The following is a 13,928-nucleotide window of genomic DNA, read 5'->3' as shown; positions in this document are numbered from 1 at the left end:
CGGCGAGCGGGTGCCGCGCCCGGACTCGCCCACGGCCACCATCAGCCCGGACAGCGCCGCGCCGGACCGGGCCAGTGTCTGCGAACGCCGCCCGACCTTCCGCGCCACCGGTACGGCCGCGAGCAGCCGCCATACGTCGGCCAGACCGCCCGGCGCCACCACGTCCGCGCCCCAGGCCACGGCCGCGTCACCGTCCGCGAGCGCGACGGCCACATCGCCGGCGAGCAGCCCGGACAGGGTGTCCGTGTCATCGGCCGAGCTCGGCCGGGCGACGGTCAGGACACCCCCGCGATCGCGCAGTTCGTTCACCGTCCGGCTGAAGGACCGTTCGGCTGACACGACGTGATCGGCGAGGGCGATGAAGTCGCCGAGCGAGGGATCGTCCGTCACGACGACCCGGAGTCCGGCCCGCCGTGCCGCGTCCAGGACGGCCTCGCCCCAGGGGTCCGCGGCGCCGTCGGGGGTGTGCAGCGCGCTCGGGTGCAGGAACACGGTGGCGATCGTCCCCAGCTGTCGCATGCGTTCCATGTGGCGGATCAGCACGCCGGTGCGGGCGAGCGCGCAGCCCAGTGCGGCGTGGAAGGCGGCGGGTCCGTAGCGGGCCGCTTTCGGGGAGCCCGCGAGGACCGCTTCGGCCGCCTCGGTGCCGTCGTGCTTCACCAGCAGCGTCACGGCCGCGCCGACCACGCTGCCCGTCTCGGCGTGGACCGCGTACTCGTGCGCCGGGGTGGTGCGCAGCGGTGGGCGCGGGAACAGTTCCGGGGACACGTCCTCCCGCTCGGGTCCGCAGACCCGGTCGTGGACCGCGTCGAACGCGGCCGCGCGTGCGACCGCCTCCGCGAGCTGAACCGAGCGCAGGCCCGCGTCGAGCACGAGGGACGTCGGGGTGCGGCCCGCGCCATGGACCGCGGCGTTCGACACGGCCAGGATCAGGTCCATGCGGGAGAACCCGAACCGTTCGCGCAGCCAGGCCCGGAAGCGGGGGTTCTCGCGCAGCAGGGTCACCACCGCCGTGATGGCCCGCGGCGAGGGCGGCAGTCGCAGCACGGAGCCGGCCACCGCGACCCCGACACCCGCCGCGTCGGCCGCGAGTGCCGCCGCGCTGGTCCGTATGAGGGCCGGGTCGCCGGGATGCGTGAATTCCTCTGTCGGGTCGTCCACCGGCTCCAGCCCGTGTTCGGCGGCGAGCGCATGCGCTTTCTGCTCCACCCGTTCGGACACGGCCGCCTCACTCGCGGCCACGACCAGCCGGGCGAGGCCGCCGTCCCAGTAGGCGTAGGCCACGTCCGGCCGTTCCGCCAGCGCCGTTGCCACCTTGCGCGCCGCCTTGGCCATCCCGCCCGCCCGCCGCACCCGCTCCGGCTCGGCCGGCCGGAGCGGCAGATGGGTCCGGTGACCGGACCGCCAGGTGTGGTCACCGCCCGGCAGCGCCCTGCGGGCCACCCGCGTCACCCTGACGACCGCGTCGGCCCCCCGCACACCGGCCCGCGCCGTCCCGGCCACCGCTCCGGCAGCCACACCCACACCGGGCGCGGCCCCATGAACCAGCAACCGCGGCCCCGCCAGCACCGCACCGGACAGGGCCGTGGCAGCCCCCGTCAGCACTCCCATCACTCACCTCAGCTCTTCGTGCTCGCGCGCTTGGACGCTGTGCTCCGGCTCTTCGGCGCGCTCTTGCCGCCGCCGGCGGACGTCGACCGGGTGCTCGACGTCTTGCGGGTGCCGCCGGACGTCTTGCGGGTGCCCGTGGACGACTTTCCGCCGCGGCTGGATGTCGTACGACGGCCGCCGGCCGGCGTACTACTGCTGGTGGACGACGTGCGACTGCTGCGTGCCGTCGTCTTCTGGTCGCCCGTCTCTTCGCTCCCGCCGGGCTTGGGCTGGGTCAGCCAGACCACTGCCGCCCCCGCGAGGGCGATGGGCCATTCGACGATGCCTGCGACTCCGAGGAGCCCGGCCCCGGTGTACGCCACCATGCGCCGGCCGCGCGGGGACACGGCGCCGACCGCGTCCAGCGCGCCTTCGGCCGTCTTGGTCACCACACCGGCGCCGGGGACCCTGCGCAGCGCCGTCGCGGTGGTCTGCAACGGTTCGCGCAGGGGTTCCGGAAGATCGAGCGACGGCTTCTGCCGTGTCATGACTCTCGATGCCTCCCTCACTGATCCGCTCTCTCTTCACGGCCGGGTTCCCGAGAAACGGAACGTCACCCGTGCGGAGGGCGGTGGGCAACGAAAGCGCCGGCCCTGGAAGCGCTCCCACAGCCTCGCTCCGTCCGGCATGGCGCTCACCTGGGGTGTCCGAATGTGTTCTGCGCAAAGCGTTGACTAGAAAGCGCTTGCCCCCTACGTTCCGTTCAGCAGGCTGACCGGCTGACACTCCCTCAGGCCGGAATCAGCGGCATGCCCCAACGCAGCGTTCAGCATGGCGTTCGTCATTCACACATACGACCAGTCACGGCAACGCGAAGGGACGCACCCGCATGCGTACAGGCCCCCTCCGTACACACGCGCAAAGAACCACCCTGGTGACGGCCGCCGCGGCCGCTCTCGCGACGGCGGCCGCCCTCGCCCTCCCCCAGTCGGCCGGCGCCGCCGAGACCTCGCCGGTCGGATTCGGCGCCGGCACGACCGGCGGTGGCAGCGCCTCCGCGGTCACCGTCTCGACGCTGAGCGCCTTCAAGACGGCCGTCACCGGCAGCGCGGCCAAGGTCGTCCGGGTGAACGGCCTGATCTCGCTGAGCGGTCAGGTCGACATCGGCTCCAACACCACGGTCCTGGGCGTCGGTTCCTCCTCCGGGTTCACTGGCGGCGGGCTGCGGCTGAAGGAGGTGACGAACGTCGTCGTCCGCAATCTCAACATCAGCAAGCCGGTCGCGCCCGCCGACGGCATCACCGTCCAGGAGTCGACGAAGGTCTGGATCGACCACAACTCCTTCTCGGCGGACCGCCAGCACGACAAGGACTACTACGACGGTCTGCTCGACATCAATCACGGCGCCGACAACGTGACCGTCTCCTGGAACACCTTCAAGGACCACTTCAAGGGCTCGCTCGTCGGACACAGCGACAACAACGCGAGCGAGGACACCGGTCACCTGAAGGTGACGTACCACCACAACCACTTCAGCAACGTCTACTCGCGCATCCCCAGCCTGCGCTTCGGCACCGGCCACTTCTACAACAACTACGTGGACGGCGCCGACACCGCCTGTCACTCGCGCATGGGCGCCCAGATGCTCGTCGAGAACAACGTCTTCCGGACGACGAAGATCGCGGTCACCACCAACCGCAGCAGCGACGTCGACGGATACGCCAACCTGCGGGGCAACGACCTCGGTGGAGCCGCCACCGAGATCTCGCGGGTCGGCAGCTTCACCGCCCCGCCGTACGGCTACACCGCGGAGTCCGCCTCGACGGTCGTCTCCTCGGTCACGTCCGGCGCGGGCACCGGAAGGATCTGACCACCCCCCAACTGGAAGAAGGCATCGGGACATGACTTCACCAGCACTTCCACGCGCCCGCCGGCGCGCACTGACCGGCACCGTGGCCGCAGTCGGGTTCTCGTCTGTCATGATCATGACACTCGGCGCACCGCCGGCCAGTGCCGCCAGCTGGCCGACGCCCAACGGCAGCCAGGGGACCTCCTCCACCATCTCCGTGTCCGGCACCAAGGACTACGGGATGAAGCAGTTCTACGGCACCGGTGACCTGGCCGGTGACGGCCAGGAGGAGGGCCAGGACCCGATCTTCGAGCTCGAGCCCGGCGCGACGCTGAAGAACGTCATCATCGGCGCACCCGGCGCCGACGGCATCCACTGCAAGGGCAACTGCACGCTGCAGAACGTGTGGTGGGCGGATGTCGGCGAGGACGCCGCGACCTTCCGCGGTGGCTCCACGTACAACGTCATCGGCGGTGGCGCCAAGAAGGCCGCTGACAAGGTCTTCCAGCACAACGGGCCCGGCACGGTGAACATCTCCAACTTCGCCGTGCAGGAGTTCAAGACCCTGTACCGCTCCTGCGGAGACTGCTCCACGCAGTACACCCGCAAGGTCAACCTCAGCAACATCGAGGTGACCGGCACGGGCTCCACCGCACGCCTCGTCGGCATCAACGTCAACCGGGGCGACGTGGCGACACTGCGCGGCATCACGATCCTCAACGACGCGAGCCGCAAGGTCATCCCCTGCCAGAAGTACAACAACAACACCGCGGTCGGTACGGGCCCGGACAGCACCAACTGCCTGTACTCCACCTCGGACATCACCTACCGCTGACCCCTTCCCACGCGGTGAAGGCGGCCGTCCGAAGCGTCCCTGCACGGCGCTTCGCACGGCCGCCGTGTCATGCCCGCTGCTCCCGCACGACCTGCGTGAACTCCCGCTGATAATCGGCGTACGCGGCGCGCAGGGCCGGTCCGGGCCAGTCGGCGGGGAGGAGTTCCCCGGGCAGGACGGGGTCGAGGAGCAGATGACGTACGACGGCGGCGAAGGCGGTGAGCCGGTCGGCGGGGCGCTCCACGCGCGCGATGTGGCCGAGCAGGGCATGGGCCGTGCGGGCCCAGGTGTCCAGCGGCCAGAGGGTCCACGCCAGGTCGCGTGCGGGCTGTTCGGGGCGGGCCGTGAAGGGCCGGAGCACCGTTTCGAGGTCCCCCGGGAGCGAGCGGCGGAGATTGGCGGGGCGCAGCCAGACGCCTTCGCGCAGTTCGGCGAGGCGGAGGGTGGTCAACCGGGTCCGCAGTTCGGCGCGTTCGGCGGGACCCCGGCCCGTCGCGGTGATCACGGCCATCTCCCAATCGCCGTCCCACGCGCGCGTGCTGGGCTCCACGGCGTCATCCTGACGGCGCTGGCGCTCCAGCAGCCGGTCCCCGATGCGATATCCGGCGTCCGTGCGCCGCAGGTCGCCGGCGGCCGTCATCCGGCTGAGCGCGGCCCGCAGGGTGGAGCCGCCGACACCGAAGGGCTCCACCATGCGCGCGAGGTCCTTCGCCGGCAGCTCGGGCGGGTGGATGCCGAGGAGCAGGCTCAGGACGACCGAGCGCGCCGAGAGCGGGCGCAGGTGCAGCTCGTCTGCCTGGACCGTTCGCATGGTGACGTACTGTACGGGCCGGATCGGATTGCTGCATGATTGCTACGACCGCAGGTATAGTGCAACACTCACCGTATGGCCTCGACACTCGCACACGAAGAAGGGCCTCAGGGCCACGCCACACACGACGTGACCAACCAGCCCCCTGCCCTGGCCCCCTACGACGCCTCCGACGACACGGCCCTGCTCGAAGGGCTGCGCCGCGAGGGTGCCGGGTGGGCCGAGGAGGGGCTCCGGCGGCTCGGGTTGCGGGCCGGGAGCGCCGAGGCGCAGGAGTGGGGCGAGCTGGCCAACCGGTACGAGCCGGAACTGCGCACGCACGACCGGTACGGCAACCGGATCGACGAGGTCGAGTTCCATCCGAGCTGGCACCACCTGATGCGTGTCGCGGTCACCGAGGGACTCGCCGCGACGCCCTGGGCCGAGGACCGGCCCGGCGCCCATGTCGCCCGGACCGCGGGCGGGTTGGTGTGGGGGCACACGGAGGCCGGGCACGGCTGTCCGACGTCCATGACGTACGCGGCGGTTCCCGCGCTGCGTCGGCAGCCGGAGCTGGCGAAGGTCTACGAACCCCTGCTGACCAGCCGGGAGTACGACCCCGGGCTGCGGGTGCCGACGGAGAAGCGGGGCCTGCTGGCGGGCATGGGAATGACCGAGAAGCAGGGCGGCTCCGACGTCCGCACGAACACGACGACGGCGACGCCCAGCGCCGAGCCCTGCGTGTACACGCTGCGCGGGCACAAGTGGTTCACCTCGGCGCCGATGTGCGACGTGTTCCTGGTGCTCGCGCAGGCCCCGGACGGGCTGTCGTGTTTCCTGGTGCCGCGCGTCCTGCCCGACGGCACCCGCAACACCTTCCGCATCCAGCGGCTCAAGGACAAGCTGGGCAACCGCTCCAACGCCTCCTCCGAGCCGGAGTTCGACGGCACGGTGGCCTGGCTGGTCGGGCCCGAGGGCCAGGGTGTGAAGACGATCATCGAGATGGTCAACTGCACACGGCTGGACTGCGTGATGATGTCGGCCACGCTGATGCGCCAGACCCTCGTCCAGGCCGGACATCACACGCGGCACCGCAGCGCGTTCGGCGCCCGGCTGGTCGACCAGCCGCTGATGCGCAACGTCCTGGCCGATCTGGCGCTGGAGTCGGAGGCCGCCACGACGCTCACGCTGCGGCTGGCGGGCGCGGCCGACCGGGCCGTGCGCGGGGACGCCGGTGAGGCGGCTTTCCGCCGGATCGCCACCGCCGTGGGCAAGTACTGGGTCACCAAGCGGGGGCCTGCCTTCACCGCGGAGGCCCTGGAGTGCCTCGGCGGCAACGGCTATGTGGAGGAGTCGGGCATGCCCCGCCACTACCGGGAGGCACCCCTGCTGTCGATCTGGGAGGGCTCGGGGAACGTCAACGCTCTCGATGTGCTGCGGGCGTTGCGCCGCGATCCCGGCACCGCGGACGCGCTGTTCGCCGAACTCGCCCTGTCGCAGGGGGCGGACGCCCGCCTGGACGCGGCCGTGAACCGGCTTCGGGACGCGTTGTCCGAGGGGTCCGAGGCGGGCGCCCGCCGTCTGGTGGAGCGGATGGCCCTGACCCTCCAGGCCTCCCTGCTGGTCCGGCACGCCCCCTCGGCGGTCGCCGACGCCTTCTGCGCCAGCCGGCTCGGCGGCGACTGGGGGCACGCCTTCGGCACCCTCTCCGACGCCGCTGACCTGGACGCGATCCTGCGCCGGGCCCTCGTGTCGGGGAACTGACCGGATCGCACACAGTCACGACCCGATTCCGCTTCGTTGTCAGTGCCGTGGTGCACACTCACGACCAGTGGCACTCGCTGGGGGAGGACAACGTGTTCACGGGGATCGACGAGGTCGACTGGGCCGCGCTGCGGCACGCGTACGGAAGTGCGGAGGACGTGCCCGGCATGCTGCGAGGGCTCGCCTCCGCGGACCCGGCCGAGCGGGAGATCGCACTCGACGGCATGTACGGCGCGGTGCACCACCAGGGCGACGTGTACGACTCGACACTCGCCTGCGTCCCGTTCCTGTTCGCGCTCGCGGGGCGGGAGGAGGTGCCCGACCGGGGCGGGATCGTGGAGCTGCTGGTCAGCATCGGCGGGGACGAGGGCGCGGAACTCCTCGGCGGCAGCTACGCGATGGCCCACACCGCGGTCCGTGCGAACGCCGGGGTGTTCGCACGGCTGGCCGGGGACCCGGACGCCGGGGTGCGGCGCGCGGCGGCGGGAGCGGTCGTGCGGTTCCTGGACGAACCGGCAAGGGTGCTGGGGCTGTTGCGGGAGCGGATCACGGTCGAGCGGGACGACGGCGTGCTGCTCGCCCTGACCGAGAGCCTCGGGCTCTTCGCCCGTCGGCACCCTGGTCAGGCCGCGGGCGCGCTGGACCTCCTGACGACGCAGAGCGCGCCGCCGTACGGCCCCGGGCTGCGGATCGCCGCACTGGGCCAGCTGGCGGCCTGCGCCCCCGACCGGCTCCCGGCCGACCTGGTGGACACCGTCGTACGACTGCTCAGGGACCGGTCCGAACGGCGGCCCGTCACTCCGGACGAGCCGGATCGGCCGGACACGAACACGCTCGTCGGCCGGCTGCGGCGGCTCCGCCCCTCGGACGAGGAGGGCTCCCAGCTGCTGCGCACGCTGCACACCGCCCTCGGCAGCCGGGTGGAGGACCGGATCGGCCTGTTGTGCGGTCAGTTGACCAGCCCCGATCCGGTCGACCGGTGCAACGCGGTGTGGATGTCGACGAAACTGTTCGGCGAGTGGCGTGCCGACTACAGCGGACCCGTGGCGTTGATCGGTGCCCAACTGGGCACGGACGACGACCGGTTGCGCGAGGCTGCGGTGTCCGCCCTCACCGGCCTCCTCGACATCGCCCGCCCTGCCGCCGACGACGTCCACGCGCTGGTCACCTCCCGTCCCGACCTGTGGGTACAGCAGTGGGCGCACGGACTGCCGTCTCTGGGTGGCCCGCTCAAAGTCCTGGCCCAGACCGGCGATCCCAGAGCGGTACCGGTACTGGCGGAGGTCCTGGCGGGGCCGGTCGTGCCGCACGACATGGGCCAGGTGATCTCCTGTCTGGGCCGGGCCGCGGCGCCGTTGGCTCCCGCGTTCCGGCGCAGGCTCGAGGAAGTCCCTCTCGAGTCCCCCGAGTCACATTCGTTCGCGTTGACGCTGCTACTGGCGTTGCGGGAGCTGCGCGACAGGGAGTGTGTGCCCGGGGTGCTGCGGCTGCTGCTCGGCCTGCCGGAGGAGGCGCGGATGCGGGACGTGCTCGTGCGGCACGCGGCAGGGACCCTGGGGGCACTCGGAGGAGCGGCGCGGGAGGCGATACCGGCGCTGCGGGGGCTGCTCGAAGGCGAGTCCGCCGTACCGGCCGCGGACGCGCTGTGGTCCGTGGAGGCCGACGTGCATGCCGTACTGCCCGTCCTGCTGCGGGAGTTGACGTCCGGTGACGCGTATCGGCGCAGGGCGGCGGCCGACGTACTGGCGCGACTCGGCCCTGCCGCCCGCCCTTCCCTCGCGGGGCTGCGGCCGATGACCGAGTCCGGCGCCGTCTGGGAACGGACGTCGGCCGCGTGCGCGATCTGGCGGATCACCGGAGTGCCGGACCCTGTGCTTCCGGTGCTGCGCTCCGTCTGGGCGGAGCATCCGTACACACGCCTCACCATCGCCGAGTGCGTCGCCGCCATGGGACCGACGGGAACGCCCCTGCACGACCTGCTCCGGGCGGAACTCGCCTCACCCCGGCGGCACCAGGTGCCTTCCGACACATACGGCACCCAGGACCTGGTCGACGACGAACGGTTGCTGCGGGTGTGCCGCGCGGTGCTGGGAGGCGGGTAAGAGGCCACCGGCCGTGGTCTCCGGCCCCGCCGCTCACCCCGTCGTCCGCCCCCACAGCGGGCCGAGCAGCGCCCACTCCGCGTCCCACATCTCCATGCGCCTGCGCTCCAGCCGGCCGCGCAGGACCCGGCCCCCGACGAAGGGAAGCGCCGCCGCTGCCACCCCCATCAGCCCACCGGTCATCGCGGCCTGGAAGCTGGCCTGGGACGCGGTGGCGGGCCTGGTCACCAGGCGGCCCTGCGGGTCCGTCCACACGGTGACCGGGGAGCCGACGGTGCTGCCCGTACGGACCCGGGCCTGGCCGGTGTGCACGGAGCCGTCCGGCGCCGTCCAGCGCACCTTGCCCCACACCCGCTCGCCGCTGACCGCGCCCGCGTTCGTGACGGCCCGGCCGGGGGCCTGCTCGGTGAGCCGGGCCACCGCGGGACGCCACTCGACGCGCTCCCGGGCCAGTCCGTGCTCCACGGACCGGTTCACCGCCAGACCTGCGGACACCCCGACGAGGACGGTGAACACCCAGGCACCGAGCACCACCCAGGCCTCCACCACGTCGGCCTGACGCTTGAGCGGGTTGCGCCGCCAGCGCCACAGCCACACCTTCGGACCACGGAACGCCATCGAAGGCTTCCTCTCATGAGCGCGCGAACATCCCCGACCGTCCTTCCATACGTCGGACGGCTCGCGGATGCTCAGGGATGGTCCCCCGGGCCGACGGTCCCACGGGCCCGACGCGCTCACCGGCGTCTGACCGAAAGTGACCGGATCGGTCCGGGATCGGCACCGTGCACGGGGCCGTGCGCAACACCGGGCACGGGCCGCCGCACCGCTCTGACCTGCGAGACAGTCCTTTCCAGAGGTGACTGTCAGTGGTGAGGTGCAGACTGGCCGGTGTCCTGGACAAAGATGTCGCGGAGGTGTTGGGCATGACCGAGGTACTGCTCGCCGTGGGCACACGCAAAGGCCTGTTCATCGGGCGTCGGCGCAGTGGCGCATGGGAGTTCGACGAGAGTCCCTACTTCAACGCACAGGCCGTCTACTCGGTCGCCCTCGACACCCGCGGCGACCGCCCGCGGCTGCTGGCCGGCGGCGACAGCGCGCACTGGGGTCCGTCCGTGTTCCACTCCGACGACCTGGGCCGGACCTGGACCGAACCGTCCCAGCCTGCCGTCAAGTTCCCCAAGGACACCGGCGCTTCACTGGAGCGGGTGTGGCAGCTGCACCCGGCCGCCGCCGAACCGGATGTGGTGTACGCGGGCACGGAGCCGGCCGCGCTGTACCGCTCCGAGGACCGCGGCGAGAGCTTCGAGCTGGTCCGTCCGCTGTGGGAGCACCCCACCCGCTCGCAGTGGGTGCCGGGCGGCGGCGGTGAGGGCCTGCACACCGTGGTGACCGACAAGCGGGACCCGCAGGCCGTGACGGTCGCCGTATCGACCGCGGGCGTGTTCCGCACCGCCGACGGCGGCGCCAGCTGGTCACCGTCCAACTCCGGTGTCTCCGCGGTGTTCCTGCCGGATCCCAACCCGGAGTTCGGCCAGTGCGTGCACAAGATCGCGCAGGACTCGGCGACCCCTGACCGGCTGTATCTGCAGAACCATTGGGGCGTCTACCGCAGCGACGACGCGGGCGCGCACTGGACGGACATCGGCGAGGGTCTGCCCTCCACGTTCGGATTCGCGGCGGCCGCACATCCCCACCGCGGCGACATGGCCTATGTGTTCCCGATCACCGCGGACGCGGACCGGGTGCCCGCCGACCGCCGGTGCCGGGTCTTCCGCACGGCGGACGCGGGCAAGACCTGGGAGCCGCTGTCGGCGGGGCTGCCGCAGGAGGACCACTACGGCACGGTGCTGCGCGACGCACTGTGCACCGACGACGGGGATCCGGCGGGCGTCTATTTCGGCAACCGCAACGGCGAGGTGTTCGCCTCGGCCGACGACGGCGACAGCTGGCAGCAACTCGCCTCGCATCTGCCGGATGTGCTGTGCGTCCGTGCGGCGGTGGTCGGTTGAGCACCCCCAACGGCCTTGGCCATCGGTTAATCGCCGCTGCCCGTACGGCAGTAGGGTGACGCCCGTGGCATCACGACCCTTGCATGAAATCGTCGAACCGGGCTGGGCGAAGGCCCTGGAACCCGTCGCCGGACGGATCGCCTCGATGGGCGACTTCCTGCGCGCGGAGATCGCGGCGGGACGCACCTATCTTCCGGCCGGACCGAATGTGCTGCGGGCCTTCCAACAGCCCTTCGACGACGTCCGTGTCCTCATCGTGGGGCAGGACCCTTATCCCACGCCGGGGCACGCGGTGGGGCTGTCATTCTCGGTCGCGCCCGATGTGCGTCCGCTGCCCGGCAGCCTCATCAACATCTTCCGGGAGCTGAACACGGATCTGGGGCTGTCGCAGCCGTCCAACGGTGACCTGACGCCGTGGACCCAGCAGGGCGTGCTGCTGCTGAACAGAGCGCTCACCACCGCGCCGCGCAGTCCGGGCGCGCACCGCGGCAAGGGCTGGGAAGAGGTCACCGAGCAGGCCATCAGGGCGCTGGCGGGGCGCGGCAAGCCGCTGGTGTCCATCCTGTGGGGCCGCGACGCCCGCAACCTCCGCCCCCTCCTAGGCACCCTCCCTTCGGTGGAGTCCGCCCACCCCTCCCCCATGTCGGCCGACCGCGGCTTCTTCGGCTCCCGCCCCTTCAGCCGCGCCAACGACCTGCTGATCCAGCAAGGGGGTCAGCCGGTGGACTGGCGCCTGCCGTGACCGGTGTGGGGGCCGGGGCGGATGCGGCTCCGCCTGATCCCGCGCGGACGACGACCCCGTCCGGCCCCGCCCGTCTCGCGGATACGCTCGCCGGTTTCCTCGCCGTCGACTCCGGCGGCTCCGGTCTGCGCGTGGTCGTGGCGACCGCGCAGGGAGACGTGAAGGCCCAGCGGGAGTCACGAGTGCCGGTGCGGACCGGTGCGCGGGGTATCGATCCGGGGCATCTGATGGAGCAACTGGTGCCCATGGTTCGGGTGTTGGTGACGGAGACCGGAGTGCACCAGCTGGACACCGCAGTCGTCGGGGCCGCCGGGCTCTCCACCCTCGGCGCCGCCCTGCGCGCCGAACTCCCGGGCGCGCTGCGCCGGGAGTTCGGTGTCCGGACGCTCGCGCTCGTCGCCGACGGTGTCGCCGCGTATGTCGGCGCCGTCGGGCCGCGGCCCGGTGCCGTGGTCGCCGCCGGTACCGGACTGATCGCCATCGGCACGGATCTGACGAGCTGGCGCCGCGCCGACGGCTGGGGGCATCTGCTGGGCGACTGCGGCGGCGGTGCCTGGATCGGGCGGGCCGGACTGGAGGCGGCACTGCGGGCGTACGACGGGCGGCCCGGTGGGTCCGCCGCGCTGCTGGCGCGCGCCGAGGAGGAGTTCGGTCCGATGCCGGGGCTGCCCGGCAAGCTGTATCCCCGACCGGACCGGCCCGCCGTCCTCGCGTCCTTCGTGCCGCATGTGGCCGCGTGCGCGGACAGCGACCCCGTCGCCGCGGGCATCCTGCGCACGGCCGCCCGGCACATGGCCGAGTCCGCGGCAGCCGTCTGCCCGCCGGACGCGGACGCCCGGGTCGCCGTCACCGGCGGGCTGCTCAAGATCGGCGCCCCTCTCGTCGTACCGCTGGAGGAGGAGCTGTCCCGACAGCTGCCGCGCGCCCGCCGGGTCCCGTCCGCCGGCGATCCGCTGGACGGCTCCGTGCGCATCGCGACGGTCCTCGCGGCGGGCGCGTTCACCCTGCCGAGTGACGAGGCGATGCTGACCGTGGTCACCGTCAAGGGGGACTGACCCACAGCCCGGCCGGAACCCGCTGAGCACTTTGATCCGACCGTAACTCATCAGACAAAACCGGACGGATACCGCTCACCTGCACCCTCCCCGAACAGGGAAGCCCAGGAAGCCAGTAACATGCGTCGCCATGAGCTCCCCCACTGGGCCCGCGTCCGGCCTGCCAGTACGAATGCCGCGACCTCGCCAGCCCGGGCGGCACCGCCGACCCGAGCCCCTGGCGGCTCCCGACGGCGCGCCCGCGTTCGTCCTCGCGGTGCCGGGCACGCCCAGCGCCGCCACGCGCAGCCTCTCCGAGGAGGTCGTGAGCATCGCCCGCTCCGAGCTCCCCGGCCTGGACGCGCGGATCGGGTACCTGGACGGGGACGACGCGGAGTTCCCCACGCTCACGTCCGTGCTCGCGCACGCCGCACAGGAGCGCACGGCCCGTTACGAGCAGGCGCGCGCCGCGGGAGTGGACGCCAAGCAGCCGGACGGCCCCGTCGCCGTCGTCGTGCCGCTGCTCGCCGGGCCGGACGGCGCGCTGCTGCGCCGGGTCCGCCAGGCGGTCATGGACAGCCGTGTCGCGGCCGATCTGACCGATGTGCTCGGCCCGCACCCGCTGCTCGCCGAGGCGCTGCACGTGCGCCTGTCGGAGGCCGGTCTGGCCCGCGCCGACCGCGCCCGGCTGTTCACCGTGGCGACCGCCGCGGACGGCATCGTCCTGGCCTCGGTCGGCGGTGAGGAGGCCGTGCAGGCGGCCGGGATCACCGGCATGCTGCTCGCCGCGCGCCTCGCGGTGCCGGTGATGGCGGCGGCGCTGGACCAGGACGGCTCGATCTCGTCCGTCGCCGAGCAGCTGCGTTCCTCGGGCTCGCAGCAGCTGGCCCTGGCGCCCTATCTGATCGGCCCCGAGATCGACCCGGGCCTGGTCGACGCGGCGGCCAAGGAGGCGGGCTGCTCGGCTGCCGAGCCGCTCGGCCCCTACCCCGCGATCGGCAAGCTCGCGCTGGCCAAGTACACGACGGCGCTGGGTATCGCACCGCAGCAGGCGCAGGGTTCGCCAGTGCGGTGACGCTCCGCTGGGTAGTGCCGGGATCTGTCGTCGGTCGTCCGCGGCATCGTCGTGGCTGGTCGCGCCCACGCGGCGGAGCCGCATATTGACACAGCCCCGCGCCCCTTCGGGGCGCCATTCGTACTACGCCGAAGGGCC

Annotated in this window: 11 protein-coding genes and 1 pseudogene; 8 read left to right on the top strand and 4 right to left on the bottom strand. The window is 72.4% G+C overall.

Translation table 11 applies throughout. From position 1 onward, the window contains the following. Positions 1-1,611, bottom strand: a pseudogene (locus AB0I98_RS48095) (cation-translocating P-type ATPase); the annotation flags it as partial. 8 nt (positions 1,612-1,619) lie between these two features. Then, on the bottom strand, positions 1,620-2,138 hold the full coding sequence (locus tag AB0I98_RS48090; RefSeq protein ID WP_362952589.1) for a hypothetical protein: 519 nt from the start codon (positions 2,136-2,138) through the stop codon (positions 1,620-1,622). Positions 2,139-2,479: 341 nt separating this feature from the next. On the opposite strand from AB0I98_RS48090, the gene AB0I98_RS48085 reads away from it, so the two are divergent. Continuing rightward, positions 2,480-3,460: a polysaccharide lyase family 1 protein gene (locus AB0I98_RS48085; protein ID WP_362952587.1), complete on the top strand. Its 981-nt coding sequence runs from the start codon at positions 2,480-2,482 to the stop codon at positions 3,458-3,460. 31 nt (positions 3,461-3,491) lie between these two features. After that, positions 3,492-4,274: a pectate lyase gene (locus AB0I98_RS48080; RefSeq protein WP_362952585.1), complete on the top strand. Its 783-nt coding sequence runs from the start codon at positions 3,492-3,494 to the stop codon at positions 4,272-4,274. A 67-nt stretch (positions 4,275-4,341) separates the two neighbouring features. Here the strand turns inward: AB0I98_RS48080 and AB0I98_RS48075 are convergent, their stop codons facing one another. Continuing rightward, on the bottom strand, positions 4,342-5,085 hold the full coding sequence (locus AB0I98_RS48075) for a PaaX family transcriptional regulator C-terminal domain-containing protein (RefSeq protein ID WP_362952583.1): 744 nt from the start codon (positions 5,083-5,085) through the stop codon (positions 4,342-4,344). Positions 5,086-5,160: 75 nt separating this feature from the next. Here AB0I98_RS48075 and AB0I98_RS48070 point away from each other — a divergent pair, with 75 nt between their 5' ends. Continuing rightward, positions 5,161-6,828 (top strand): DNA alkylation response protein, encoded by a 1,668-nt coding sequence (locus AB0I98_RS48070; RefSeq protein ID WP_362952581.1) that lies wholly within the window; start codon positions 5,161-5,163, stop codon positions 6,826-6,828. 92 nt (positions 6,829-6,920) lie between these two features. Next, positions 6,921-8,930, top strand: coding sequence for a HEAT repeat domain-containing protein (locus AB0I98_RS48065; RefSeq protein WP_362952591.1), 2,010 nt, complete (start codon positions 6,921-6,923; stop codon positions 8,928-8,930). 33 nt (positions 8,931-8,963) lie between these two features. On the opposite strand, the gene AB0I98_RS48060 is transcribed toward AB0I98_RS48065, so the two are convergent. Then, the gene (locus AB0I98_RS48060; protein ID WP_362952579.1) at positions 8,964-9,548 is read right to left on the bottom strand and encodes a hypothetical protein; all 585 of its coding nucleotides are present in this window, start codon (positions 9,546-9,548) and stop codon (positions 8,964-8,966) included. 305 nt (positions 9,549-9,853) lie between these two features. Here AB0I98_RS48060 and AB0I98_RS48055 point away from each other — a divergent pair, with 305 nt between their 5' ends. The 4 genes from AB0I98_RS48055 to AB0I98_RS48040 all read left to right on the top strand — a co-directional run bounded on the left by AB0I98_RS48055 (position 9,854) and on the right by AB0I98_RS48040 (position 13,790). Next, on the top strand, positions 9,854-10,939 hold the full coding sequence (locus tag AB0I98_RS48055; protein ID WP_362952577.1) for an exo-alpha-sialidase: 1,086 nt from the start codon (positions 9,854-9,856) through the stop codon (positions 10,937-10,939). Between the two features lie 64 nt (positions 10,940-11,003). Further along, a complete protein-coding gene (locus AB0I98_RS48050; protein WP_328369450.1) occupies positions 11,004-11,681 on the top strand; it encodes a uracil-DNA glycosylase in 678 nt (225 codons plus the stop codon). Continuing rightward, positions 11,678-12,736, top strand: coding sequence for a BadF/BadG/BcrA/BcrD ATPase family protein (locus tag AB0I98_RS48045; RefSeq protein WP_362952575.1), 1,059 nt, complete (start codon positions 11,678-11,680; stop codon positions 12,734-12,736). The genes AB0I98_RS48050 and AB0I98_RS48045 overlap by 4 nt, the downstream gene beginning before the upstream one ends. A 130-nt stretch (positions 12,737-12,866) precedes the next feature. Next, a complete protein-coding gene (locus tag AB0I98_RS48040) occupies positions 12,867-13,790 on the top strand; it encodes a hypothetical protein (protein WP_328369444.1) in 924 nt (307 codons plus the stop codon). Positions 13,791-13,928 lie beyond the last annotated feature (138 nt).

Source organism: Streptomyces sp. NPDC050211, assembly GCF_040656035.1.
Lineage (GTDB): Bacteria > Actinomycetota > Actinomycetes > Streptomycetales > Streptomycetaceae > Streptomyces.
Note: the sequence above shows the minus strand (reverse complement) of the source record. Positions and strands in the feature narration are given on the sequence as shown.

Coding starts and splice junctions, on each gene's coding strand:
- AB0I98_RS48080 (WP_362952585.1), top strand. CDS start 3,492: ATGACTTCACCAGCACTTCCACGCGCCCGCCGGCGCGCACTGACCGGC.
- AB0I98_RS48060 (WP_362952579.1), bottom strand. CDS start 9,548: ATGGCGTTCCGTGGTCCGAAGGTGTGGCTGTGGCGCTGGCGGCGCAAC.
- AB0I98_RS48090 (WP_362952589.1), bottom strand. CDS start 2,138: ATGACACGGCAGAAGCCGTCGCTCGATCTTCCGGAACCCCTGCGCGAA.
- AB0I98_RS48055 (WP_362952577.1), top strand. CDS start 9,854: ATGACCGAGGTACTGCTCGCCGTGGGCACACGCAAAGGCCTGTTCATC.
- AB0I98_RS48070 (WP_362952581.1), top strand. CDS start 5,161: ATGGCCTCGACACTCGCACACGAAGAAGGGCCTCAGGGCCACGCCACA.
- AB0I98_RS48075 (WP_362952583.1), bottom strand. CDS start 5,085: ATGCGAACGGTCCAGGCAGACGAGCTGCACCTGCGCCCGCTCTCGGCG.
- AB0I98_RS48085 (WP_362952587.1), top strand. CDS start 2,480: ATGCGTACAGGCCCCCTCCGTACACACGCGCAAAGAACCACCCTGGTG.
- AB0I98_RS48040 (WP_328369444.1), top strand. CDS start 12,867: ATGAGCTCCCCCACTGGGCCCGCGTCCGGCCTGCCAGTACGAATGCCG.